Here is a 25,942-nt window from a genome sequence, read left to right on the forward strand (position 1 = left end):
GCGCAAAGTGTAACGCGTTAGCTTTGTGCGCAGTAGTGATTTAAAAAGAATTTTTAACGCTCAGTAGCCACTGTACCGAGTCAACATCGTTATATTTATTTAGTGGCGCGGCAATATCAAGGTGTATCATAGTACCCGCATTGGCGCGACTTGGCGCAAGGCGTAAACCTAATCCAACATTTTTAAGCACGGGTGTGTTTTCAACTTGATACAGGGTATTCGAGTCGTTGTTATACCATGCGCGGCCTACATCTAAAAAGGCTGCGCCTCCCACTTTAAATAGTTGTAGTAAGTCATACTCCCAATAGTAGCGCTTTTCTAAGCTGACTAAAAAACTCCGATCGCCATGTTGAAACTCCATAGGGTAACCGCGTAAACCGGTTTCGCCCCCGAGGGTGAGCTGCTTATCGTTGGTGAGGTTTTTTGCGTATTGTAGCCTGGCTTTTACATACCAAGACTGATCAATGCTGGTATTTAAATAATATTGAATTTGGCTGGTGGTGATTAAGTTTTCAAGCTGTTTTTGTTCTTTATTCCAATAACCTTGAATATCTGCGTGAAAGCGCCATAGCGTATTATCACCACTAAAGTGTGCTTTGTTAAAATTAAATGAGTAAATAGCGCGGCTATCGTCGTTACTAATCGATTCATCAGAATAACCCAGCGTAGCTTTTATATTCCAACCTAAATTTAAATCCTCGGTACGGTAAATACTGTCAAAGTTACGCACTTTTATAAAGTTATCTTCAAACCAGTGGCCGCTTACATAAGGATAACTAAGCTGCCTATTTTCAGCTAGCGGCACAGTGGTTTCATCTATGCTTTTAAATGTTTGTTGCTCATCGATATAACCTAGGCTCAAGCGCTGTGTCCAGTTATGGCTAAGGGCTTTAGAGTGACCAAAAAATACCTGATTTAGATCGGTGGTCTGTTCAAACTCACTAAATTTATCGCCCCTAAGGTACAGGGCCTCTTCTCGCTGGGTAGAGTAATTCAGGGCACCATAACTATAGGGTGTATCAATGGCGTAAAATGGGTAAGTAAGCTCAACTAAGTGACTTTTACCGTCACTGTTATCGGCATACTCTATACGACCTCTGTAGCGTGTTGATAGGATATTTGGATCATCGTAAACAAATAAATAGCCATTACGATCACTGTCGGTTTTGCGAGCAAACGATAATCGTTTGCCCCAACCAAATAAGTTAGACTCGCGAAAGCCAATACTTGATTTATTTTCGCCACCACTGCGGCTAAAGCTAAGCTCGGGTAGCAAAGTCCACAAATCGCGAGTCACCACGGTTACATCAATATCGCCATCGCAGTTTTCGTTGGCAACAATTTGTGCGTCATATAAATAGTTTTGTTTACGCAGTAGCCGCTCAGATTCAGCCAAGGTTTTTTGATTAAAAGTATCACCCGCTTTAAACAATAAAATGCTTTTAATAACCTCAGGCTCAGTTTGTATATGTGCACGATTAGCAAAGCGAAACAGTGCGTTGTTTTCAGCTTCGAGTTCGGTATTAAAAACATTAAGTTGTTTAAGATTAATTGAGGCAATTTTAGCGTTACTATTTATCGTAAGCGGTGGAGGTTGAGACTCGATTTGTCGACGCAAGTTAATTTCAGAAGTTTTCAATGAATCGTCATTTTGGCAGCTTTGGGCTAGTGGCGTTTCTTGCGCGCAAACGCTGAGCATAAACATACTCAAAATAGAAAGGCTAAAACAACTACGTGCAATCCATTTTCTATTTAGCATTGACCCTCTTTAGCGCTATTTTGCAAAATAAAACACTTACTCTTAGCTTACATCATTGTTATTAATATGTAAGTAAAAGTGCCAATTTAGTTTATTTTTTATAGCAATTATAAGGTATTAGCGATAAATAGACGTGGCCTTAGCTTAAATAAAATGTTAACGCTGCCAATAGGTTGTCGGCATCTTGACCTTCGCCGTTAATCCACACACTTTGACTGTAATGCTCAAAATTTAAATTAAACGTGTGGTTAGCATAGTTAAAACGCAGTTGGTGACGATCAGCCCCAGCTGCAAATTCACTAATGCTAATTTCATCGCTGTGCAAAAAAAACGTTCCCCACAACTCAAAGTCTTCATCGTGCGGCAACTCTGTTGGTTTAACAATAATGCATTGATGTGTGTGATCGTATTCAAGTTCGGTCATAAGGGGCTTATTGCGTTGCTAGATAATGTCGAATTGCGGTTAAAAACTCACCGCCATATTTGTTTAATTTAGTAAAACCAACCCCCGACACTTTTAAAAATTCACTGTCGTTGGTAGGCATAAGCTGCGCCATTTCGGCCAGCGTTTTATCGTTAAATACTACATAAGGGGGTACGTCATCGGCATCGGCTAATTCTTTACGTAATGCACGTAGGCGAGCAAATAACTTTTTATCGTAATTAAACTGCGCTAATTTATCCTGATAAACGTGCTTAGCTTGTAGGCGTGGTTCAGCCAGTTGTAGCGCATACTCACTCTTTAAAATAGCGCGTGCAGCTTCGGTAAGCCGTAGTGATGCGCCTTGGGTTATATCTTGGCTTAGTAGCCCTTGGTGAATAAGTTGGCGTAAAATACTGAGCCAAAACTCACTGCTTTTATCTTTACCTATGCCATAAGTGCTGAGTTCATGATGGTTGTTATCACGAATGCGGCTGGTATTTGCGCCGCGTAATAACTCTACAATGTAACCTAAACCAAATCGTTGCTGTGCCCGATACACACACGAAAGTGCTTGTTGGGCCACAAGTGTGCCATCAAAGCTTTTTGGAGGATTTAAGCAAATATCGCAGTTACCGCACGGCTCTCGTTGGTATTCACTAAAGTAGTTTAATAATATTTGACGTCTGCAGGTCTGGGCTTCGGCAAAACTGGCCATGGCATTAAAACGCTGCTCTTCTACACGACGGCGTTGTTCATCGTCAATATCTTCAAAAAAGCGTCTAACCCGCCCTATATCAGCGGGGTCAAAATACATAATGGCTTCTGCAGCCAGTCCATCACGCCCAGCGCGACCGGTTTCCTGATAATACGCTTCAATACTTTTGGGAATGTCGTAATGCAGTACAAAACGTACGTTAGGCTTGTTAATTCCCATACCAAAGGCAACAGTGGCAACCACAATTTGAATATCGTCGCGGGCAAATCCAGTTTGCACAAATTGGCGCTGTTCGTTACTCATTCCTGCATGATAAGCCGCCGCATTAAGGCCTGCATCGGCAAGTTTTTCAGCAATGTCATCAACCCGCTTGCGGCTGGTGCAATAAATAATGCCACTTTGATTTTTTTGCTCTTTCAAATAGCGTAGTAATTGCACCATAGGTTTAAATTTTTCTTCTATGGTGTAACGAATATTAGGGCGGTCAAAGCTGCCGGTGTGAATGTAGGGTTGTTGAAGTTTTAATTGTTCGACAATATCAAAGCGGGTGGCTTTATCAGCGGTGGCAGTGAGTGCCATCATAGGTACATGTGTAAAGCGTTGCTTTAATTCATTTAATCTAAAATAGTGAGGTCTAAAGTCATGTCCCCAATGAGAAACACAGTGTGCTTCATCAATAGCAAACAAACTGACATGTAAATGCGATAAGCGCTCTAAAAATTCTCTTTGTAGTACTTTCTCTGGGGCAACATAAAGTAATTTTATTAGCCCCTGATGCAACTGCTGATAGACTAACTGCTGTTCTTCACGGGCTAAGCTGTTATTTATATAAGCGGCTTTTACGCCTAGAGCTTGTAACTGAGTTACTTGATCTTGCATTAAAGAAATGAGCGGAGAGATAACAATGGTTACCCCCTCTAATACTAGTGCGGGTATTTGGTAACACACCGATTTACCACCACCGGTAGGCAATAATACTAACGAGTCTTGGCCGTTAATCGCAGCATCGATTACTGCACTTTGACCGTCGCGAAATTCGCTGTAACCAAACACTTGTTTGAGTACAGTTTCAGGTTTACGCACCAGCGTATTTGGAGAGGGAGTTAGTGTATTCATCGGCGCTATTTTAGTGGTTTTTTATCAGGATGTCTTTAGCTTTCATTATTTGGTGTAAACATCGGTAATGATAATCGAGGAGGTTACAACAGCTTTAAGTTGTGCTTTACTCATCGTACCACCTTAAAACATAGAGAATAATAATGAATAAAGAAATGTTGATTGAACAAGTTGGGGCGTTGTTTGTTAATAATATGCCTTTTAACCAATTTTTAAAAATAGCGGTAGAGTCACTTAGTACTGAACAAGCTAAAATCTCCTTTCCTTGGCAAGATGTATTAATAGGCAACCCCGCGCAAAAAATTCTCCATGGCGGAGTTATTTCGGCGGTACTTGATAATGTCGGTGGAATGCTTGCTGCTGCCAGTGTGATCGGAAAACTAGACGATGCAGATTTACCCAGTGTACATAAAAGGCTAGCCACACTGGGGACTATAGATTTACGCACCGACTATTTACGCCCAGGCAAAGGCGAGATTTTTATTGCTAGCGCTAAGCTGATTCGCTCAGGAAATAAAGTATGTGTGTGCCGAATGGAGTTACACAATGAGCAGTCAGTACAAATTGCTTTTGGAACGGGCACGTATTTAGTTGGCTAAAAAGTGAGAGGGGGGTAAACTGACGGCCTTTTAAATCACCAAGTGGTTACTATGTCGATTGATACCGAGCAGCGAAAGGGCGCTATTTTTGCCTGCCTCGCTTTTTTTATGTGGGGCCTCGCACCCATTTATTTTAAGATGATCCAACATGTGTCAGCATTTGAAATTTTAATGCACCGTGTTATTTGGTCAGTGGTGTTTCTTATTGTGGTGGTGAGTGTGCTCAGCTACTGGGATAAAATTAAACGCATTTTAATCCAACCTAAACTTATTTTGATGTTAGTTGTTACCTCGACCTTACTAGGGTTTAACTGGGGATTGTTTATTTGGGCCATCAATAACAATCACATGTTGGATGCCAGCCTAGGTTACTACATTAATCCTCTATTAAATGTGTTGCTTGGTATGGTGTTTTTAAACGAGCGATTACGTAAGTTGCAAGGTGCTGCTGTTGCTTTAGCTTTTACAGGCGTGCTGTTACAGCTAATTAGTTTTGGCTCATTCCCCGTGGTAGCGTTTTCATTAGCAACATCTTTCGCACTATATGGCCTATTACGTAAAAAGCTACAAGTTGATGCTCTGCCTGGGATTTTAATTGAGGCATTAATATTGTTACCCGTGGCGCTTACCTATTGGTGGCTAATGGTACCGACTGAAACGTCAAATTTACCAGGGAATGATTGGCTAACCAATGTATTATTGGTGAGCGCGGGCATAGTAACTACGCTGCCACTGCTGTGTTTTACCGGCGCGGCTAAGCGTTTGCAATATACAACGTTAGGGTTTTTTCAGTATATAGGGCCTAGCCTAATGTTTATTTTAGCGGTGGTATTTTATGGTGAGGTGTTTGATGCTGAGCGCGTAATTACCTTTGCGTGTATTTGGAGTGCATTGGCTATTTTTAGTTGGGACTCATACCATCAATCGCGAAAACGCAGAAAAGCGGCCATTGTAGCCTCTGGTGTGGTTTAAAAACTAAACCACTTTATTACGACCCGACTCTTTTGCTTTGTAGAGCTTTAAGTCGGCTTGTTTTAATAGTTCGTCAATTTGATAGGTTTCACTGTGGCTGAAGCCTATCGATAACGTAAACTTGATGTTTGCTTGACTGAATTCATGACTGTTAAGCTCAATAAAAAGCCTGAAGCTCTCTAGTCGTTTTAGCGCTTCCTGTTCGGTTAGCTCAGTAAAAAATACCGCGAATTCTTCTCCGCCTAAACGGGCAACCAATTGGTTTTCAAAATATTTATTAAAGCATATCGCAAGCCCTTTAAGCACTTCATCTCCGGCATCATGGCCATAGGTATCATTAATAGCTTTAAAATGGTCAATATCAAGCATAGCTAACATGGCTGGTGCTTTTGCTTTTTTAAACTGCTTTAATGACTTATTAGCCTCTTCAAAAAAGTAACGGCGATTAGGGAGTTTAGTTAAATAGTCAGTATTGGCTTGGCGCTTTATAGTTTCGATATGCTCTAGCATATCGACGTTTTGGCTTAACCGGCAGTAAAATTCTTCACTATTAAAAGGTTTATACAAGTAGTCATTTGCCCCATTTTTTAAAAATAAGGCAGACAAATTAGACGATGTAGCGCCTGAGATACCAATAATAGCTTTTTCGTCATTACTATAAATGCGCCTAATTTCATTACATAGCTCAATACCGCCCATGTTAGGCATTTCTTTATCTGTGATGATCACAGAGATGTCAGGGGTGTTTTCAAGCTCTTTAAGCGCCTCTAGGCCATCGGCTGCTTGAAAGATTTGATATTTATGACGTGTTAATAAATTACAAATATATTGGCGTGTTGAAGCTGAATCATCAACAACCAGTACTTTTACCTGCTTATTTCGAGGTAGGCGATAAAGCTGCTTTTCTAAATATTCGTAAGCTTGTTTATTGCCTTTGATAATGTAATCAATAATAGGGTATTTTTCGACGGTATCGCGAGTTTGATTATCGATATTGCCTGTCATAACTATGGTAGGAATATCTGCTGCAACGGTGCAGGGAACCGCTTCCCCTTGTGGGGCATCAGGTAATATAAAGTCTACCACTGCGCAAAAGTAAGCATGTTTACTTATCAGCTCTTTAGTCTCAGCCAGCGACTGAGCAATATCAACCTCGTAGCCCGCTTTTTGCGCGATATGCTTTTGCACTCGCGCAATAGTAGGGGTGTCTTCAATAATAAGTATTCTGTGCGTCACGTAACAGCCTTGTTTAAATTTTGCAAAAGTGTTTGCTTATACAAGTTGTAACTGCTAAAACGCCAAAAAGCAACTATTGTAATGACTTATAGATTGTCAGCCTCAGAATAATAATCTTGGCTGATTGGTGTTGGCCCTGAAATTTTTGAGCGACCAAATAATGTATGAAATTTTGTTTTGCAGGTTGTTAGCTTTAAGTATTTAACCCATGCTCGCTCAATGGGGTTACTTGGCTCTATGATGCCACTTATTGCATTTACAAATTGTTGTTGATATTCGTTTTGCGGCTCAACTGTTTTGTTATACAAACTTTTTAAAACAACACCGTGCTGTTCTAAAATACTTGCCTCTAACAAGGTAAAGTGTCCGCTGCGGCTAAATCCGCGTGGAAAGTTTTGATCATCATAAAACTGACGTTGACTAACAAATGCTTGACGAAGTAGTGAAATATCATTGCTCATAGCTGTACCCTCATACCAATTATTAGCTGGAGTATGGGTCATAATCGCTATTTTTTTAAACAAAAAATTTTTATCGTGAGGATAAAAAATTGGACATAGATTTATTAAAAACATTTGTTGAAGTGGTGCGTACTCGCCATTTTGGTAAAGCGGCAGAAAACCTATACATAACGCAGTCTGCAGTGAGTTTTCGAATTCGTCAATTAGAGCAGGGCTTAGGCGTAAATTTATTTATTCGCCAGCGCAATAATATTCAACTAACGGCTCCGGGTGAGCGCTTGTTGCCGCATGCACAAATGATTATTACTGGAATGCAAAGGGCCAAAGTGGATGTTGCACTTGCAGATAATATGCATAAGCAAATCAGCTTGGCTGGGACTCCTAATATTTGGGATGCGTTTTTACAGTTTGGTATTACAAATATAGTATCGGCTATGCCCGGTGTATCTTTGGTGGCAGAGGTAAAAGCACAACAAGAGAGTACTCGATTACTATTAGAGCGCACCCTTGATCTAGCCATTTTATTTGATCCACCAAAAGTAGACGAACTCGTTGTTGAACGAATTTGTGAACTACCTATTATTCCGGTTAGTGGCTACGATACCGCAACAGGCGATAACTTTTTTGATAATCAATATGTTTATGTTGATTGGGGAACTACGTTTTCTCTTTGGCATGCGCGTCAGTTTACCGGTAAAACGCCGCCTTATTTTAGAACCAGTACCGGACGTATAGCGCTTGATTTAATACTGCAATGTGGCGGCAGTGCGTTTATTCCACAGGTATTAGTTAAAGACCATTTAGAAAAAGGCGAACTTTTTCATGTAAAAGGGGTAGAAAATACGTCAAGAGATGTATTTGTTGCCTATCATAGAGATAACGAACAGAAAGAGTTAATAGAAACTCTGGTTAATTTGCTGTCGCAAATGACACCGAGTTTACTGAAACAAAGTAAGTAGTCGTTAGACGGTATATTTTAGATGTTATTTTGATTTCAGATTTAATGCAGTTTTATTAACTTAAAAAGACAAAAATATGTCCTTTGTAATATTTTTGTCATTTAGCGGTGACACACTGCTGCTGTTTTAAAAATTAGTCTATTGTGTTTATCGAGGAAATAACATGAAATTTGCAAAATCGAGCCTATGCCTAGCCTTACTTAGTGGTTTATCTTTTAATGCGCTTGCAGAAGTAGACATTTACGGTAAAGCGAATGTAACCGTTCAATCATCTGATGATGGAGAAGGGTCGTTTACTGAAATTAAAAGTAATGCATCTCGTTTCGGACTTAAGGGGTCTGAAAAAATTTCAGACGGTTTAGAAGCTGTTTATAAGTTTGAGTTTCAGGTTGATGTGTCGGACGCTGACTCAAAAGGCGATAAAGATAATATTTCAGCGCGTAATCAATATGTAGGTTTTAAAGGTTCATTTGGTCAGGTAGTAATAGGCCGTAACGATACCGCGCTAAAGCAGGCGCAAGGTAAACTTGATTTATTTAATGACCTTGAAGGTGATATTAAAAATACGTTTAAAGGTGAAAACCGTTTAGGTAACTCAGTATCTTACGCTTCAAACTCATATGAAGGCTTTAAAGTGTTAGCTTCATTTATTGCAGAAGACGATAAAGATGCCAAAAATGGTTACTCAGTGGCATTAACTTACGGCGATGCAGGTCTTAAAAAGAGCGCTGTATATGCTGCTGTTGCTGCTGATAGTGAAGTAAATGGTTACGACGTAGTACGTGCAACAGTTCAAGGTAAAATTGAAGACTTTAGACTTGGCGCAATGTACCAAACACAAGAAAAAGTAGACGGTAGCGCTGAGGCTGACGGTTACTTATTGAATGCAGCTTACCTAATGGGTAGCAACACTTTTAAAGTGCAATATCAAACAATGGATTTTGATGACAGCGATGATAAAAGCGCAGTATCGGTAGGTGTTGATCACAAGCTAAACAAAAACCTTAAGGTATTTGGCTTTTACTCAAGTTTTGATATGGACAACAACGTTGACCAAGATTACCTAGGTTTAGGTATGGAATATAAGTTTTAACTAATACTTAGTTAAAACACTCCCTTTTAACCGCACTCAGCTGAGTGCGGTTTTTTTTGCTTTAAATTATTTACTTATCTGCGCATAATAGCCAAGCATTTGGAATGAGGTGAAACTCCTCAACTATACCCGTAACTGTGAACAGTTTTACTGTAAGTCAGATACAAGTGCCTTAAAACTTCATATAACGAGCGGGTTAACTCATTTTCTTTTTGGTACTTGTGGTACTGAGTGTGGGTTTTCTCTGCCTAGGATAATTTTTTGCACACTCAAACCGCTAAAAAAACTGCACTTCTAACCGTTAATAATGTCTCTTGGCGAGTGGGTAACACCTTAATCCTTGAGCATATTAATGTGAGTATTGAGCGTGGCAAGTTTGTTGGCTTAATTGGTCCTAATGGTGCGGGAAAATCGAGTTTACTGCGGTGCTTGTATCGATTTAATCAGCCGTCAGCGGGAGAGGTTAAATTTAATAACACCGATATTTGGCAACTAAAAAGCGAAGACTACGCCAAGCAAGTTGCCGTTGTGCTCCAAGAAACACCGTCGCAATTTAACCTCTCGTTATTCGATGTTGTGGCTCTAGGGCTTACGCCACATAAAACGTTATTCAGTTCGACCACCCAAGCAGATAAACAAAAAATAGCTCAGGCTATTAGCCATGTGGGGCTTGAATCTCATAGTACTCAATTATTTGATTCGCTATCTGGCGGTGAAAAGCAACGAGCCTTTATTGCCCGCGCTATTGTGCAGCAACCGCAACTTCTTATTATGGATGAACCAACTAGTCACCTTGATGTGAAATATCAAATTCAACTGATGGAGCTGGCTAAATCTCTAGGGATCACGGTATTTGCGTCATTTCATGACTTAAATTTAGCTGCTGCTATGTGTGATGAGTTAGTGGTTATTAAAAATGGAAAAGTTGTTGATGCAGGTAAGCCAAATAAAGTGGTCACTGAGCAGATGCTGGATGAGGTGTTTGGCGTTTGTGCACAAGTGAGCACTCACCCTCAAGTAGCTGCTTCGGGTGAGGCTATTCCTCATATTACTTATTATTATGGATACCAATAATATGACGGTTTTTTCTAACCATACCGTTGCATTAATCGCTGCGCTACTATGCGCACTATTAAGTTTATTTATTGCACTGAGTTTTGGTGCGGCACCCACGTCGCTCGCAGATGTTTATCAAAGCTTAACCTTTTCAAACGAGGCTTCATTTACCAGCCGTATTATTATTGAATTAAGAATGCCACGTACTTTACTGGCTTTTTTAGCTGGGAGTGGCTTAGCGATTGCAGGTTTAATACTACAAACAGTCACCCGTAACCCCTTAGCAGATCCTTATTTATTTGGTATTTCGTCCGGCGCTTCATTAGGTGTGGTTATACTAATGTCTTTTGTGGGAGCTGGGGCGGGTATTGCGCTATCTGGGGCGGCATTAACCGGTAGTTTAGTGGCGATGGGATTATTAATTTTAATTGCTGGCAGCCAGCGTAATGCCCAAGTTGAATCGATGTTATTGGCGGGGGTAGCCCTATCATTTTTATTTAGTGCTTTTACTAGTTTGCTACTTTATTGGAGCGATCCACAAGCGGTCGCGGCTATTTTATTTTGGACTTTAGGTAGTTTTGCTAAAGCACAGTGGCAGTCGCTGCTGCTACCTGTCTTAGTCATTATAGTCTGTACAATAATCATGTTGGGTTTTAGGCGTCAGCTTAACGCCATGTTGTTAGGCGATGAAAGTGCGACAACGCTTGGCGTAAGAGTACATCGTTTTAGAATTTTAATGCTTATTTTAAGTTCGTTGATCACGGCCGTGTTAGTTGCCAACTGTGGTGGTATTGGTTTTGTTGGCTTGATGGTGCCACACATAGTGCGCTTTTTTATCTCTCAAGGTAGCCGCGTTGGATTATTAATGACCGGATTAGTCGGGGGAATATTTATGGTGTGGGTCGATGTGCTCGCTCGCTCACTATTAAGTAATCAAGAGTTGCCAATCGGAGTGATCACGGCGGCTATCGGCAGTCTATTCTTTTTAAGTATATTGTATTTTCGTAAGCGTCAGCTGGTGGTTCAATAATGAAAACACTAATGGTACAAGGCACTACCTCAGATGCAGGTAAAAGTACCCTGGTTGCAGCACTTTGCAGAGTGTTTGCTAATCAAGGTGTTAATGTTGCGCCGTTTAAACCGCAAAATATGGCGCTTAATAGTGCCGTAACTCATGATGGCGGTGAAATTGGTAGAGCACAAGCATTACAAGCCGTTGCGGCAAAAGTTGCACCTGAAATAGACTTTAACCCGATATTACTCAAACCCAATAGTGATACCGGCGCGCAAGTTATTATTCATGGTAGGGCTATTAGCAATATGGAAGCCGACTCTTACCATGACTATAAAAAAGTGGCTATGGAAGCGGTATTAACCTCGCATAACCGTTTAGCTAAACGCTTTGACTTATTGTTGGTTGAAGGGGCTGGTAGCCCAGCTGAAATTAACTTACGCGCAAACGATATCGCCAATATGGGCTACGCCGAAAAGGTCGATTGCCCGGTTATTATTATTGCTGATATTGATAAAGGGGGTGTGTTTGCTCACCTAGTAGGGACTTTGGCGCTATTAAGCGAATCAGAGCAAGCACGGGTAAAAGGCTTTGTGATTAACCGTTTTCGTGGTGACATTAGCCTATTACAAGGCGGGTTAGATTGGCTTGAAGAGTACACAGGTAAACCTGTGTTAGGGGTGTTACCCTACCTACACGATTTAGCACTTGATGCCGAAGATGCCGTTGCCATAGATAATAATGTGACCGAGGCCAGCATTAATATTGCGGTGCTGCTAGTGCCTCATATTAGTAATCATACCGATTTTGATGCACTGCGATTACACCCAAATATAAATATAACCTATGTGCGCCATACTCAAACAATTCCTGATGTTGATTTAATTATTGTGCCTGGCAGTAAAAATGTACTTAGCGATTTGGTATTTTTAAAAAATGAAGGCTGGGATCAGCAAATAAAACGCCATTTACGCTATGGTGGCAAAGTATTGGGTATTTGCGGCGGTATGCAAATGCTAGGTAATACGATTTGTGACCCTAATGCGGTGGAATCATCATTAGGGCAAATAGCTGGGTTAGCGCTTAGTGATTTTAATACCATTTTAGGTGAGCAAAAAGTGCTAAGCCAAGTAAATGCAATACTCAATTTAAACCAGCAGCAGGTTGCTTGTCAGGGTTACGAAATACATGCTGGGATCAGTAAAGGTCAAGCGCTCAACAAACCACTTATTCGCTTTAATAAACACCCAAATGGCTTTGAAACTGATGGTTTTATTAGTGATGATAATGCTATTGCTGGTACTTATTTACATGGCTTATTTGACAACGCAGCTGCTACAGAGCTGCTATTAAAGTGGCTAAAACCAGACAGTGAAATTAGTGGTATCAGCATCAATGAGCATCGCGAGCGCCAGCTAGAACGCCTCGCTGAAATGTGCCAAACACATTTAAACATTGAACAAATTATTAAAATTTACCAAGGACATAACAATGACTGAATCAACAAACGACAAGCACCAACAGCGCCAGCAAAAAGTAAAAGAACAAGTTGATGCTCGAGTAGCAGCGGCACAGCAAGAAAAAGGCATTTTTCAGGTTATTACTGGTAATGGCAAAGGTAAATCAACCTCTGGTTTTGGTGTGGTTGCACGCTGTGTTGGCCATGGTAAAAAGGCCGCGGTATGTCAGTTCATTAAAGGTACATGGGAATGTGGTGAGCGTAATTTACTACAAGGAGCTGGAGTTGAATTTGCTGTTATGAACACAGGTTTTACTTGGGATACGCAAAATAAAGAGGCCGATACTGCGGCAGCACAAGCAACATGGCAAGAGTCAAAGCGGATGCTAAGCGACAGCAGTATCGATGTGGTATTACTCGATGAGCTCACCTATATGGTGACCTATGGCTATATCGACCTTGAGGAAGTGGTTGCTGCAATTAACAACCGACCTGTAATGCAATCGGTAATTATTACTGGCCGTGCTGCGCACCGTACCTTAATTGAGCTGGCCGATACCGTAAGTGAAGTGCGTAATGTAAAGCATGCGTTTGAGTCGGGTGTAAAAGCACTAAAAGGCTTTGATTACTAATGTTAAAACGCATTATTCTTGGGCTGTTATTGTTTGCTGTTTATGTACCTCAAGCCTTAGCCGACAAGCCGCTTCGTATTGTGGCTTTGGCACCACACATAGTCGAAAATTTATATGCCATTGGGGCGGGTGATCTAATAGTAGGCACGCTGGATTACGCAGATTACCCACAAGAGGCGACTAAAATTGAGCGTATCGGCGGCTATAATGGCATTTCTATCGAAAAGTTACTCATGCTCAAGCCTGACATGGTCATTGCGTGGAAAAGCGGTAATCAGGCAGAAGATTTAGCACAAATTAAGCGACTAGGGATTGAATTGCATTTAAGTAATCCACGCTCTATTGAAGGCGTAGCTAAGGAAATACTAAAATTAGGTCAATTAACCGGTCATATTGAGCAAAGTAAAAAAGTAGCTGAGGCATTTACAGTTAAGCTCAACGCAATTAAAGCCGCGCAGCATAATAAAACCATGCTTACTGGGTTTTATCAGCTGTGGCCAGAGCCTATGATGACGGTATCAAAAAATACCTGGATAAATCAGTTAATCGAAACCTGCCAAGTAACCAATGTATTTGCCGACAGCGACACAGATTACCCACAAATCAGCATTGAAAACGTGATAGTGACTAAGCCACAAGTTATTATTATTCCTGATGAAAAATCAAAACGGGTAATACCTACAGTTAATTGGCAGCAATGGCCTGAAATTCCGGCGGTTAAATATGAGCAATTTATTAGCGTTAACGCGGATTTATTACATCGTTTTTCCCCTAGAATGCTTGATGGGTTAGCACAAATGTGTGACAAAGTTGAGGTATCTAGAGAACTTATTAAGAGTCAATTATGAGCAACTGGTCATCTTTTTTAAATCACGAACTTAGCCAAGAATATATGCAGCAAACCCTTGAATATGTTGCGAATAAACGATCAAACGGTATTGCTGTGTATCCACCAGAACCACGGGTGTTTAGCGCATTTGATGCAACTCCACTTAGCGACATTAAAGTGGTTATATTAGGTCAAGACCCTTACCATGGAGAAGGGCAAGCGCATGGCTTGTGTTTTTCTGTATTGCCTGAAGTTAAAAAGCTCCCGCCTTCACTTAAAAATATTTATAAAGAGTTAGTGACTGACATTAATGGTTTTATTACGCCAGAGCATGGCTATTTACAAAGCTGGGCAGATCAAGGTGTGTTTTTGCTTAATACCGTATTAACAGTAGAGCAAGGGCAAGCCCATTCCCATAAACATTTAGGTTGGGAGCAATTTACCGATAACGTAATTACTCATATAAATGAGCATTGCCAAGGAGTGGTGTTTATTTTGTGGGGCGCACATGCACAAAAAAAAGGTAAAAGCATTGATCGCCAGCGCCATCATGTATTGTCTGGGCCGCACCCTTCACCGCTTTCTGCGCATCGCGGATTTTTTGGCTGTCAGCACTTTTCAAAAACCAATGAACTGTTAATAGCGCAAGGAGCACAGCCCATTAATTGGCAAGTATAGGGTAATTGGTATTAAAAAAGGCTTTCATAAATGAAAGCCTTTTTAGTTGCTGTTGTTGATTAAAACTCTAATTCATCAATAGCAATACTATCAGCAAAATAGTCGAGCTCCTGTAGTTCTTTGCGCAAACGTTGCTTATCTTTTATTGCTTCTATTTCGCGCCATTTTCTTTTTTTATTTTTTTGAGAGGTTTTTTTCGATGTATCAGAACCTTCTAATATCTCTATTATTTCGTTTAGGCTATCCATTGATTATCTCCTATTGACCACTTTTTGAACCTCGGCAGTATCTATACCACAGCTATTAATAAAATAGAATATAAATGTGACGAAACTGTTACTGATGGGTGGTATTTTGATGAAGATCAATACAAAAAGAACGTAAATGGGGACAAGTCGAGTATTTAAAGTAAATCGCAGACATAAAAAAACGCCGCTAAAAGCGACGTTTTTTAACTCATTAAACAGCTGTTAGTTACATCGCTTTAAAGCGTGCCTCTAGTTGCTCTTGCGCATCTGCAAATGAGCGAATACCTTCAGCTAGTTTCTCAGTAGCCATAGCATCTTGGTTATGTAACCAACGGAACTGTGCTTCGCTAAGTGGCTCTGGTTTTGGCTCTTTAGCAATATCGCTCTCTAGTAAGTATTCTTGTGCGTCTTCTAAATTACCTAGCTCTTCTAAAAGATTAGGGCTAATTGTTAGCTTATCGCAACCTGTAAGGGCAATAATTTCACCGGTATTACGAAAGCTTGCGCCCATAACAACCGTTTTGTAATCGTGACGTTTGTAAAACTCAAAAATACTACGCACCGATTGTACGCCAGGATCTTGTAGCGGGTCGGTTGGTTTTTCCATACCGTTTGCTACGTGCCAATCTAAAATTCTGCCAACAAATGGCGAAATTAAAAATACGTTTGCATCAGCACAGGCACGGGCTTGAGCATCACTAAATAAAAGCGTTAAGTTACATTTAGTGCCTTCTTTTTCTAACTGTTCTGCGGCTTTAATGCCTTCCCAAGTAGAGGCAACTTTAATTAAAATCTTGTCTTTGCTTACACCTTCTTTCTCGTAAAGGCTTAGTAAAGTATGTGCTTTATTAATTGTTGCTTGGGTATCAAATGATAAACGAGCATCAACTTCAGTAGAAATATAACCCGGAACAATTTCGCTAATTTCTTTACCGAGTAATACTGCAAAATAGTCACAAGCCACCTCTAGTTGTTTTGCAGGCTGTTGCTCGGTTTCTTTAGCGTATTGCCATGCTTTATCTAGATAAGGTTTGTAAGCTTCAATCTCGCTCGCTTTTAAAAGCAGCGATGGATTGGTAGTCGCATCTTCAGGTTGATGTTTTTTTATGGCTTCTATATCGCCCGTGTCGGCCACGATAGAAGAGTGTTGTTTAAGCCTTTGTAGAGCGCTAGTCATTTGCTTTTCCTCATTCCAAGCAAGTTAAAAGAAAATCTAAACTACCTTAATATAGCTATACTGCAACAGTGTGACAATGCTTGATAGGTCTTATGTCCTTATCAATGAAAAAACGGTAACGGTTGAGTTTTAGGTAGGATAATTTTAAACAAAACGTGCTTTTCGTCTCATTTAATGTTGAAATTGACATTAAATAATTTACAAGTCAATAGCTAACTATGATCACTGTTATTTCACCAGCAAAGAATCTTGATTACGACACGCCACCCGCAACAGATAAGTTCACTCAACCTGAATTACTTGAGCACAGCGAAGCGCTCATGAAAGTATGCCGTGAACTAACTCCTGCGCAGATTGGTAGTTTAATGAAAATTAGCGATAAGCTCGCGGGCCTTAATGCAGCACGTTTTAGTGAGTGGGCGCAACCGTTTACTACGAGTAATGCTAAACAAGCAGTGCTTGCCTTTAATGGCGATGTATATGGCGGTTTAGATGCCGACACCCTAACGGCTAAGCAACTTGATTATGCTCAAGAGCATTTACGTATACTCTCGGGTTTATACGGATTATTAAAACCACTTGATTTAATGCAAGCCTACCGCCTAGAAATGGGTACAAAGCTTGAAAACAGCCGTGGTAAAAACCTATATGAGTTTTGGGGCAGTATTATTGCTAATAAACTTAACGACGTTTTAGCGGCACAAGATGCACAATACTTAGTTAATTTAGCGTCTAACGAATACTTTAAAGCGGTAGATAAAAAATCGCTTAACGCACAAATTATTACGCCACATTTTAAAGACTGTAAAAACGGCCAATATAAAGTGATTAGCTTTTACGCTAAAAAAGCGCGCGGTATGATGGCGCGTTACCTTATCGAAAACCAAGTCACGCAGTTAAGTCAGCTTAAAGAGTTTACCGTGGCCGGTTATTACTTTAGCTCAGAGGCAACCACTAAAGAACTTGAACCGGTATTTTTGCGCGAAGAGCAAAGCTAAATTTAGCGCTATTTGCAGCTAAACACATACCCAAAAAGCTATGCACTGCATGGCTTTTTTTATACTGGCGCTATTTTTGCAAACCTTAGGTTATTAATAGAAACTAAGGTATAAAATAAATGCTCTCAATTCCCTCAATTACAGAAGCCGAAAAACTTATAGAAGAGAAGCTCGGCGGTTGGTTTGATGTTGTTATAAGTCATATCCCTAACTTTATAGTCGCGGTGATTATTGCGATTATATTTTCATTCATTGCCCGCCTTGCAGGCAAAGGAATGAAAAAAGTATTACGTCGCTCTCTCGATTCAACTCAAATTGCCGACTTAATGGCCTCCATTTTTAAAGTTATTGTTCTGAGTGTTGGGGTCTTTATTGCTCTTGATTTTATGGGCTTAAAAAGTACCGTTACGTCACTACTTGCGGGTGCAGGTATTGTTGGTCTCGCCATTGGTTTTGCTTTTCAAGATATGACCGAAAACCTAATTGCGGGTATTGCTATGGGTATTCGTAAACCGTTCAAAGCGGGTGATGTTATCGAGACCGATAACGTATTTGGTTCAGTGCATTCAATAAACTTGCGCAACACACTAATAGAGAGCTTTTACGGGCAGTTGATACTGGTTCCTAATAAAATACTATTTAGAAATGTACTGCGTAATTACAGCACTTTAGGGGTCAGAAGAATAGAGGTACCTGTAGGTATTTCTTACGCTGATGATATAGAAAAAGCCAGTGAAGTTATTGTCGAAAAAATTAATCAATTTGACTTTGTGATCCGCAAAAATGAGACCGCGGTGTACGCAGAAGGCTTTGGTGATAGCAGTATAAACTTACTGGTATGGTTTTGGATTAAATACCCTGGTGAGCCCGATTTTATGACGGTGCGTCACAAAGGCGTTGTGGCAGTAAAGCAAGCACTCGATGCTGCTGATATAAGTATTCCGTTTCCTATTCGTACGTTGGATTTTGGTATTAAGGGCGGTGAAAAACTCGATGCCATGATAAGCGATAAAATAAGTCAGCAGTCAGCAAACAAAGAGGGTGACAATAATAATGATGCAAGCCAAGGTAAATAAATAATTTAAAACCCCATGGTAAAAGCATTGGGAAATAGTTACTGACTATCAGCGCGTTTTTACAAAGTAAAACGCGCTTTTTTATAATAATTAATTGATGATCTGAAGTAATTAAAGCCTTGCGTTAACTAAGTTAAAAGCGTCTCAATTAGAAAACTATATCGATAAGGTTTCTCATCTCAAAATAGATTACTTAATTAATCGAATTTGTGCTCAAGCTTGATGCAAGCCCTATATAGTAAGTGTCTGTGAGTAATAAAGGATTCAATGGTATAAGTAGCTGCAATGAGCGTCGCGATTGGTGCGTAAACGAAAAGGCTTTTTAATCAAGCTATTTAAACTGGATTGGGATTATGTCTGTATTGAATTTATATTGTGCAGGCCATAAAAAGCGCCGCTTGTGTTGGAGAAGCAAGCAGCGCTGAAGAATAAGTTAAGAAGGAGGTGTATTAAATAACACTAATTTTGTTGCGAATTACTTTAACTCCATCCATATTTTCTAAAAATTTTTGTGCAAGAGCACGTTCAAAACCGTTATTAGCTTTGCCATTAAGTTCAACGTCGCCATTTTCGACCTGTACGTTCAAATTTTCTAATTCTAAATTTGGATTAGTACGTAACTCATGAGTAATAGATTGTTGTAAATTAGGTTGTGTGGCCACACTACTTACTACTGCTAAATGCGTTGCTGCACTAACTTTAAAAGCAGAGACTAATAAAAATAAACAACAAAACGAAATAAAACCGATAGTAAATTTAATGCGACTCATAACTATATCCTTAGTGTTTTTGAAAAAGCAGCGCCGATACTCGGCGTTTTAATACTCATACACTAGCTTGGGTTACAAGTTTCATTCCAAAATTAACCATTTGAAATAATTGGATATTTTATTAAGTAGTTATTCAGCTAAGTAGTTTTTACATATTACTCTGAATTGCTTACTCACTGTTTTTAAGCCACAAAAAAGCCGACAAACGTCGGCTCAATCAAATGTATTAAAGCTAAAGCTATTTTTTCTTTTTAGCTTTGGCTTTTTTCTTCGCTTTCATTTTTACTGGATCTTTACGCTTTTTAACTGGTGGCTTAGCTTCTTTATGTTTTGGCTCTAATCCTTTAAATACACGGCGTTTTAGCTTCTGTTCTATGTAACGTTCTACTTTGTAAAGGATGCCAATATCGTGCGCTTCAATTAGTGAAATCGCTATGCCTTTTTTACCCGCGCGGCCTGTACGGCCAATACGGTGTACGTAAACATCTGCAGTGCGAGGCATATCAAAGTTAATTACGTGGCTTATATCAGCTACATCAATACCACGCGCGGCTACATCGGTCGCGACTAAAATGCGGGTTTTGCCACTGTGGAAATTTTCCATCGCTTTCATGCGTTTATCTTGTGGCATTTCACCACGTAGCCACGCAGCTTTAACGCCGTTATTGGTTAGTTCACCAATAAGGGTTTCAAGGCGCTCACGAGTTTTTACAAACACAATCGCTTTACTAACATCAGGGCCGTTTAAGGTGTTAACTAATAGCTCAAGCTTGTGATGGTAATCGTCAGCTAAATGAACCCATTGATGTATTTTAGCTTTTTCTTTGCGTGATGATTCGGCTTCAAGCAAAGCCGGGTCGTTTAAAATACGCTCTGCAAATAATTCTACGCTGTCACCTTCAAGAGTAGCTGAGAATAAAAAGCACTGACGACGATTTTTAGCTTCATCACAAATACGCAGCATTTCTTTACGAAAGCCCATGTCGAGCATGCGGTCGGCCTCATCAAGAATGAGCATTTCTACGTTTTCTGCGTGGAAGTTTTCAGTTTCCAAATACTCCATTAAACGCCCAGGTGTGGCGATTAAAATGTCGTTATTATTTTCAAAAATTTCTTTGTGTGTACCGTAATTAATACCGCCGGTAACCACCCCAATTTTTAAGTGGGTTTGTTTTGCAAGTAACTCACATTGTTCATGAATTTGATAAGCAAGCTCGCGAGTTGGGGTCATAATTAATACCCGTGCAAAGCCCGGATCACGACGCGGGAAATCCATTAAATATTGAATTGCTGGAATTAAGAATGCCGCCGTTTTACCCGTACCTGTTGGTGCAGACGCTAAAATATCACGCCCTTGCAACGCCTCAGGAATGGCTTGTTGTTGAATGCTAGTAGGGGTTTCAAAACCCATTTTATTAATAGCATTGAGTAGCTTATTATCAAGATCAAATTCAGAAAATTGCATAGAGTGTCAAAAATAGGGGACAATTGCCGTTAATTATACGCACTTAAACCTACTTGGTGAATGAAAAGGTGAAAAAATGTCTGGTTTTGCATTTAAACAATTTAAGGTTGAGCACGACCAGTGCGCCATGAAGGTATCTACCGATGGTATTTTACTTGGAGCATGGGCTGATTTAAGCGGTGCAAGTTCGTTATTAGATATTGGCACAGGTACGGGGTTGTTGGCGTTAATGTGTAAACAGCGAGTGCCAGATTTAAAGGTGAGTGCGGTTGAGGTTGATAAGGCCGCCTACCAGCAAGCTGTACAAAATTGCCAGCAAAGCCCTTGGCCAGACATTAGCATTTATCACCAGTGTGTACAGCAGTTTGCGGCTGAGACTAAATTTGATTGCGTTATATCTAATCCACCTTATTTTAATCACAGTTTAAAAAGTGATAATGCAGCACGCAATGCCGCTCGCCATACCGATGGTTTAAGCTTTGCAGAACTGATTGCTGCGTTTAAACGCTTAACGCATAAGCAAGCACGTTTTAATTTAATTTTGCCTAGTGAAGAGGCACAGTTATTTATAACCTTGGCGCAGCAGCAAGGGCTGTATTTAAGCGCGCATTGCCAAGTAAAAACCACACCGAGTAAAGTGTTCAGCCGCAGCTTAATGCGCTTTAGCTTAATCAAAACAGAATTAGTGCAATCAGTGCTTTGCATAAAAGATGAAAACAACACCTACACAGCTGATTATGTCGGGCTTTGCAAAGCATTTTATTTAAAGATGTAAGCTATTTATTGAGCTTGGTTATCTAGTAAAAAAGGATAATTTACCCATTATGCATACGTATTCAGTTTTTATTTAATCAATCACCAGACTAGTGTTAACCACTTGTAAATAGCGTCGAGTATGTTGTTTAACTCGCTCAACACTTGGAACACACACTATGAAGCTGAATAAAATTATCACCACTGCAGGATTAAGCCTTGGCTTAACTTTACCAAGCTTAGCTATGGCAGCACCTACAACATTTGTGCATCTATTTGAATGGAACTGGCAAGATATAGCTCAAGAATGTGAACAGTTTTTAGGGCCCAAAGGATATGCTGCTGTACAGGTATCTCCGCCTAACGAGCATATTACAGGTAATCAATGGTGGACTCGCTACCAACCTGTGAGCTACCAACTGCAAAGCCGTGGCGGGAACCGGACGCAGTTTATAGATATGGTTAATCGATGTAATTCGGCAGGCGTAGATATATATGTTGATACCCTAATAAACCATATGGCTGCAGGTAATGGTACTGGTACCGACGGTAATAACTTTGGTAATAAACAATATCCTATTTACAGCCCACAAGATTTTCACCAAAGCTGTTCAATTAACCCTGAGGATTACGGTAATAATCGCTATCGTGTGCAACATTGCGAGCTGGTAGGGCTTGCCGATTTAAATACCGCTTCAACTTATGTGCAAAATACGTTAGCGGCATATATTAATGACTTACAAGCCTTAGGAGTTAAAGGCTTTAGGTTTGATGCTGCTAAGCATGTTGCTGCAAGTGATATTCAAAGTTTAATGGCAAAAATAAATGGCTCGCCAGTGGTTTTTCATGAGGTGATAGATCAAGGTACTGAAGCGGTAGATGCCTCAGAGTATTTAAGTACAGGTTTAGTTACTGAGTTTAAATACAGTACACAGCTTGGTAATACATTTAGAAATGGCTCGCTTGCGTGGCTAAGTAATTTTGGTGAAGGTTGGGGTTTTATGCCAAGTTCATCAGCTGTGGTATTTGTTGATAACCATGATAACCAACGTGGGCATGGTGGTGCGGGTAATGTAATTACTTTTGAAGATGGCCGTTTATACGACCTAGCTAACGTCTTTATGTTGGCGTATCCGTATGGGTACCCAAAAGTCATGTCGAGTTATGACTTTCATGGTGATACCGATGCAGGTGGGCCAAGTGTGCCAGTGCACAACAATGGTAACTTGGAATGTTTTGCAAGCAAATGGAAGTGTGAGCATCGGTGGTCATACATTGCTGGTGGTGTTGATTTTAGAAATAACACTGCCGATAACTGGGCTGTAACCAACTGGTGGGATAACACCAATAACCAGATTGCATTTGGGCGAGGTAGCTCAGGCCATATGGCAATTAATAAAGAAGACTCAACTTTAAATGCAACAGTTCAAACAGATATGGCTGCTGGGCAGTACTGTAACGTATTAAAAGGTGAGCTTTCGGGTGATGCTAAAAGCTGTAGTAGTGAGGTTATTACAGTTAATAGTAACGGCACGATTAATTTAAATGTGGCGCCATGGGATGCCATGGCTATTCATAAAAATGCTAAATTACTACAAGGCTCGCTCCCTAATAACGGCGGTGATTGGCAAAGAACCGTTGTTTTTATCAATGCGCTAACACAAAGCGGACAAGATATGTTTGTTCGTGGTGGAATAGATCACACTTATGCCAATGCAAACCTTGGTAGAAACTGCCAAACAACGAACGTTGAATGTGCCATGCCTATTCGTCACAACAATTTAAAAAACAACACCACTTTGCCTTGGAAAGCAAACGATAATTACCTAGATTGGTATGGTATCGAACAAGGTCAAAGCAGTGAGGCGCAAGGTAGCGCTATGGATTGGACTACTAATATATGGCCTAGTGAATTCGGGGCGAAAAAAACGGTAGATAGCGATGGTTTTGGCGTTACACCGCTTAATATATGGGGTGAACACTACTGGATGCTTGATGTTGATATGGATTGCAGTAAAGCCGTTAACGGCTGGTTTGAACTCAAAGCATTTATAAAAAATGGCCAAGAGTGGGAGGGCGATATAAACCAAGCTGATACCCCATATGCAAGCACTAACCATATGGCCCAGTGCGGCAAAATTAATATGTTTGAATTTAATAGCTCAAGTGTAGAGGTGCGTGACTTTTAAATATGCACTTTTAATCATGTACTTTAAAACGTGATTATTATTTAAAAACCAAGTGTGTTAAAGGCACTTGGTTTTTATTTTTTACATGCACCTAATTAGCTATGTAATTTCATAGTGTGTTTATAAATCAGCTGGTATTATTGTTTTATTCGCTATTTAAAATCAAAGCAACTCAATGAAAAACTTCAATAAACTAAATTTGCTAAGCACTCTCGCTGCAGCTTTATTTATAAGCCATAGTGCGCATGCAAACATGAGTCCTGTAGGGCTTTGGAAAACCATTAATGAAGATACCAAAGAAGCAAAGTCTTATGTACGCATTACTGAGCAAGATGGCGTGCTAACTGGCAAAATTGAAACAATACTCAATAAAGCCAAGCAAGATGCGCTTTGCAGTGAGTGCAACGGTGATAAAAAGAATCAGCCGATGCTAGGCATGACCATTATTGAAGATGTAACTTATGCAGGTGACGGTAGTTGGGAAGACGGTGAAATACTCGACCCAAATAACGGTAAAACCTACAGCGTGCGTTTAACTCCGCAGCAAAATGGCGAAAAACTTGAAGTGCGCGGTTATGTGGGCTTTTTTTACCGTAACCAATACTGGTTAAAAGTAGAGTAGTTAAATATTAAAAAGCGCTGCATAGCAGCGCTTTTTGCAAGAGTGCACAGTTACAGGGTTTCAGCGTACTCTGTCATCACCTGTTCTACCCAGGTGGCAATACGTTCGTCGCTTAGCTCGTACTGACTATCTTCATCAAGGGCTAAACCAACAAATTGTTTACCGTCTTCGGTAAGGGCTTTAGAGGCTTCAAATTCGTAATTACTGTCGTTAGGCCAAAAGCCAAGTTGAGTAATGGCTTGGGCATTTATTTCATCATGAAGCATGCCTAATGCGTCTTGAAACCACTGGCCATACCCTTGCTGATCGCCCATCCCAAATAAGGCAATGGTTTTACCATTTAGGTCAACGTCTTTTATGTCGTCCCACTTTGATTCCCAATCTTCTTGAATTTCGCCAAAGTCCCACGTAGAAATACCAAAAATGATAAAGTCATATTGCTCAGCGTTTTTAAGCGGCTCGTCTTTAATATTATGTAAGCTGACAATGTCGGCGCCTATAATGTCGCGTATTTTTTCTGCCGCCATTTCGGTATAGCAGGTAGTAGAACCAAAAAATAAACCAATCTGCATCGTATTTATCACTGTGTAATTGCCTGTTATGATAGGCTCAAGTTTACCGTAAGGTATTTTTAATTGATACCTTCTCCCGTGGTATTACCAACATGAGATCACAACGTGACAACGCTATCTGACGATTTACCTGAACAAAATAATGAGCTAAGCAGCAATAGCGACTTTTTAGAAACCTTTCTTGATAGCCTCTATTTAGAGCAAGGCGTAAGTGAAAACACGCTGAGCGCTTATCGCAGTGACTTAGATAAGTTTTGCCAATTTTTAAAAGGCGAAAACTTAATGACGGTAACCAGCCTCGACGTTGAAAGTTACTTGGCACATCGTGTTGATTTAGGGCTAAAGCCACGCAGTACTGCACGCAGTATTAGTGCATTAAAACGTTTTTATCAGTACTTTGTACGCGAAAAAATAATTAGCGACTCACCTATGGTCAATATTGCTCAGCCTAAAGCGGGGCAGTCGTTACCAAAAACGCTTTCTGAGGCTGAAGTAGAGGCGCTATTAAGTGCCCCCAATATTGAAGAGCCAATGGGGCTGCGCGACAAAGCCATGCTCGAGCTCTTGTATGCAACGGGTTTGCGGGTAACTGAGCTGGTAGGGCTGAGAATGGAGCAAATAAATTTGCGCCAAGCTGTGGTATTTGTAAAAGGTAAAGGAAATAAAGAGCGATTAGTGCCTTTAGGTGAAGAGGCTATGTATTGGCTGGAGCAATTTTTAAAGCTTGGGCGAGCACAAATGATAAAACATGCCACCGATTTTGTATTTCCCTCTAAACGTGGGGTGGGCATGACACGACAAACTTTTTGGCATCGGATTAAACACTATGCTATTTTGGCATCCGTTGAGTCGCCGTTATCGCCCCACACCTTGCGACATGCATTTGCAACGCATTTATTAAATCATGGGGCTGACTTGCGTGTGGTGCAGATGATGCTTGGCCACAGCGACCTATCAACTACCCAAATTTATACGCATGTAGCGAATGAGCGATTAAAATCGGTGCATGCTGAGCATCATCCTCGTGCTTAAGCGAATTTTTTTGTCACTAAGCCGGTCATATAGACACGAT

General features: G+C 40.3%; 26 protein-coding genes and 1 riboswitch. Of the genes, 16 read left to right on the forward strand and 10 right to left on the reverse strand.

What is annotated here, in order from left to right; all coding sequences use genetic code 11:
• Positions 1-40: 40 nt before the first annotated feature.
• The 3 genes from MTF66_RS23545 to recQ form a co-directional block, all read right to left on the reverse strand.
• Positions 41-1,759 (reverse strand): POTRA domain-containing protein, encoded by a 1,719-nt coding sequence (locus MTF66_RS23545; protein WP_138623691.1) that lies wholly within the window; start codon positions 1,757-1,759, stop codon positions 41-43.
• A 139-nt stretch (positions 1,760-1,898) separates the two neighbouring features.
• On the reverse strand, positions 1,899-2,183 hold the full coding sequence (locus MTF66_RS23550; RefSeq protein ID WP_010391549.1) for a DUF3630 family protein: 285 nt from the start codon (positions 2,181-2,183) through the stop codon (positions 1,899-1,901).
• Positions 2,184-2,190: 7 nt separating this feature from the next.
• Positions 2,191-4,014 (reverse strand): DNA helicase RecQ, encoded by a 1,824-nt coding sequence (gene recQ, locus MTF66_RS23555; protein ID WP_138570004.1) that lies wholly within the window; start codon positions 4,012-4,014, stop codon positions 2,191-2,193.
• Positions 4,015-4,157: 143 nt separating this feature from the next.
• Between recQ and MTF66_RS23560 the strand changes: the two genes are divergently transcribed.
• Both MTF66_RS23560 and rarD read left to right on the forward strand, forming a co-directional pair.
• On the forward strand, positions 4,158-4,613 hold the full coding sequence (locus MTF66_RS23560; protein ID WP_016900563.1) for a thioesterase family protein: 456 nt from the start codon (positions 4,158-4,160) through the stop codon (positions 4,611-4,613).
• A gap of 51 nt (positions 4,614-4,664) precedes the next feature.
• Complete coding sequence (rarD, locus tag MTF66_RS23565) at positions 4,665-5,585, forward strand: EamA family transporter RarD (RefSeq protein ID WP_008467760.1); 921 nt, start codon at positions 4,665-4,667, stop codon at positions 5,583-5,585.
• Between the two features lie 3 nt (positions 5,586-5,588).
• Here the strand turns inward: rarD and MTF66_RS23570 are convergent, their stop codons facing one another.
• Both MTF66_RS23570 and MTF66_RS23575 read right to left on the reverse strand, forming a co-directional pair.
• Positions 5,589-6,821 (reverse strand): response regulator, encoded by a 1,233-nt coding sequence (locus tag MTF66_RS23570; RefSeq protein WP_138623693.1) that lies wholly within the window; start codon positions 6,819-6,821, stop codon positions 5,589-5,591.
• Between the two features lie 86 nt (positions 6,822-6,907).
• On the reverse strand, positions 6,908-7,282 hold the full coding sequence (locus tag MTF66_RS23575; RefSeq protein ID WP_138606645.1) for a DUF413 domain-containing protein: 375 nt from the start codon (positions 7,280-7,282) through the stop codon (positions 6,908-6,910).
• 89 nt (positions 7,283-7,371) lie between these two features.
• Here MTF66_RS23575 and MTF66_RS23580 point away from each other — a divergent pair, with 89 nt between their 5' ends.
• From MTF66_RS23580 to ung, 8 genes are all read left to right on the forward strand, one after another.
• Positions 7,372-8,241 carry a LysR family transcriptional regulator gene (locus MTF66_RS23580; protein WP_008467766.1) on the forward strand — a complete coding sequence of 290 codons (870 nt, stop codon included), beginning with the start codon at positions 7,372-7,374 and terminating at the stop codon, positions 8,239-8,241.
• A 163-nt stretch (positions 8,242-8,404) separates the two neighbouring features.
• Positions 8,405-9,334, forward strand: a complete 930-nt coding sequence (locus MTF66_RS23585) for a porin (protein ID WP_138606643.1) — start codon at positions 8,405-8,407, stop codon at positions 9,332-9,334.
• A gap of 57 nt (positions 9,335-9,391) precedes the next feature.
• Positions 9,392-9,522: riboswitch (cobalamin riboswitch) on the forward strand.
• Between the two features lie 73 nt (positions 9,523-9,595).
• Positions 9,596-10,408, forward strand: coding sequence for an ABC transporter ATP-binding protein (locus MTF66_RS23590; RefSeq protein WP_138623695.1), 813 nt, complete (start codon positions 9,596-9,598; stop codon positions 10,406-10,408).
• A gap of 1 nt (position 10,409) precedes the next feature.
• Positions 10,410-11,420, forward strand: a complete 1,011-nt coding sequence (locus MTF66_RS23595) for an iron ABC transporter permease (protein WP_010391540.1) — start codon at positions 10,410-10,412, stop codon at positions 11,418-11,420.
• Entirely contained in the window at positions 11,420-12,901 is a 1,482-nt protein-coding gene (locus tag MTF66_RS23600) for a cobyric acid synthase (protein WP_138623697.1), read from the forward strand. The genes MTF66_RS23595 and MTF66_RS23600 overlap by 1 nt, the downstream gene beginning before the upstream one ends.
• A complete protein-coding gene (gene cobO, locus MTF66_RS23605; protein WP_016900538.1) occupies positions 12,894-13,493 on the forward strand; it encodes a cob(I)yrinic acid a,c-diamide adenosyltransferase in 600 nt (199 codons plus the stop codon). The genes MTF66_RS23600 and cobO overlap by 8 nt, the downstream gene beginning before the upstream one ends.
• The gene (locus MTF66_RS23610; protein ID WP_138623699.1) at positions 13,493-14,341 is read left to right on the forward strand and encodes a cobalamin-binding protein; all 849 of its coding nucleotides are present in this window, start codon (positions 13,493-13,495) and stop codon (positions 14,339-14,341) included. The genes cobO and MTF66_RS23610 overlap by 1 nt, the downstream gene beginning before the upstream one ends.
• Positions 14,338-15,000, forward strand: coding sequence for a uracil-DNA glycosylase (ung, locus tag MTF66_RS23615; protein WP_138623701.1), 663 nt, complete (start codon positions 14,338-14,340; stop codon positions 14,998-15,000). The genes MTF66_RS23610 and ung overlap by 4 nt, the downstream gene beginning before the upstream one ends.
• A gap of 59 nt (positions 15,001-15,059) precedes the next feature.
• On the opposite strand, the gene MTF66_RS23620 is transcribed toward ung, so the two are convergent.
• Both MTF66_RS23620 and tal read right to left on the reverse strand, forming a co-directional pair.
• Positions 15,060-15,248 carry a DUF3545 family protein gene (locus MTF66_RS23620; protein WP_008110646.1) on the reverse strand — a complete coding sequence of 63 codons (189 nt, stop codon included), beginning with the start codon at positions 15,246-15,248 and terminating at the stop codon, positions 15,060-15,062.
• A 226-nt stretch (positions 15,249-15,474) separates the two neighbouring features.
• Entirely contained in the window at positions 15,475-16,425 is a 951-nt protein-coding gene (tal, locus tag MTF66_RS23625; protein WP_138623703.1) for a transaldolase, read from the reverse strand.
• A 218-nt stretch (positions 16,426-16,643) separates the two neighbouring features.
• Here tal and yaaA point away from each other — a divergent pair, with 218 nt between their 5' ends.
• A complete protein-coding gene (yaaA, locus tag MTF66_RS23630; protein ID WP_010391532.1) occupies positions 16,644-17,423 on the forward strand; it encodes a peroxide stress protein YaaA in 780 nt (259 codons plus the stop codon).
• Between the two features lie 119 nt (positions 17,424-17,542).
• Positions 17,543-18,499 carry a mechanosensitive ion channel family protein gene (locus MTF66_RS23635; protein ID WP_109874141.1) on the forward strand — a complete coding sequence of 319 codons (957 nt, stop codon included), beginning with the start codon at positions 17,543-17,545 and terminating at the stop codon, positions 18,497-18,499.
• Between the two features lie 449 nt (positions 18,500-18,948).
• On the opposite strand, the gene MTF66_RS23640 is transcribed toward MTF66_RS23635, so the two are convergent.
• On the reverse strand, positions 18,949-19,269 hold the full coding sequence (locus MTF66_RS23640; protein WP_036956628.1) for a BON domain-containing protein: 321 nt from the start codon (positions 19,267-19,269) through the stop codon (positions 18,949-18,951).
• A 238-nt stretch (positions 19,270-19,507) separates the two neighbouring features.
• Positions 19,508-20,734, reverse strand: a complete 1,227-nt coding sequence (gene srmB / locus MTF66_RS23645; RefSeq protein WP_010391528.1) for an ATP-dependent RNA helicase SrmB — start codon at positions 20,732-20,734, stop codon at positions 19,508-19,510.
• A 76-nt stretch (positions 20,735-20,810) separates the two neighbouring features.
• On the opposite strand from srmB, the gene MTF66_RS23650 reads away from it, so the two are divergent.
• The 3 genes from MTF66_RS23650 to MTF66_RS23660 all read left to right on the forward strand — a co-directional run bounded on the left by MTF66_RS23650 (position 20,811) and on the right by MTF66_RS23660 (position 24,298).
• The gene (locus MTF66_RS23650) at positions 20,811-21,509 is read left to right on the forward strand and encodes a tRNA1(Val) (adenine(37)-N6)-methyltransferase (RefSeq protein WP_138623705.1); all 699 of its coding nucleotides are present in this window, start codon (positions 20,811-20,813) and stop codon (positions 21,507-21,509) included.
• 157 nt (positions 21,510-21,666) lie between these two features.
• On the forward strand, positions 21,667-23,676 hold the full coding sequence (locus MTF66_RS23655) for an alpha-amylase family protein (RefSeq protein WP_138623707.1): 2,010 nt from the start codon (positions 21,667-21,669) through the stop codon (positions 23,674-23,676).
• 175 nt (positions 23,677-23,851) lie between these two features.
• Entirely contained in the window at positions 23,852-24,298 is a 447-nt protein-coding gene (locus MTF66_RS23660; protein ID WP_138623709.1) for a DUF2147 domain-containing protein, read from the forward strand.
• A 50-nt stretch (positions 24,299-24,348) separates the two neighbouring features.
• Here the strand turns inward: MTF66_RS23660 and fldB are convergent, their stop codons facing one another.
• Positions 24,349-24,870 (reverse strand): flavodoxin FldB, encoded by a 522-nt coding sequence (gene fldB, locus MTF66_RS23665; RefSeq protein ID WP_008467792.1) that lies wholly within the window; start codon positions 24,868-24,870, stop codon positions 24,349-24,351.
• A 105-nt stretch (positions 24,871-24,975) separates the two neighbouring features.
• Between fldB and xerD the strand changes: the two genes are divergently transcribed.
• On the forward strand, positions 24,976-25,902 hold the full coding sequence (gene xerD, locus MTF66_RS23670; RefSeq protein WP_138570359.1) for a site-specific tyrosine recombinase XerD: 927 nt from the start codon (positions 24,976-24,978) through the stop codon (positions 25,900-25,902).
• Positions 25,903-25,942 lie beyond the last annotated feature (40 nt).

Source organism: Pseudoalteromonas sp. 2CM39R, from assembly GCF_023161845.1.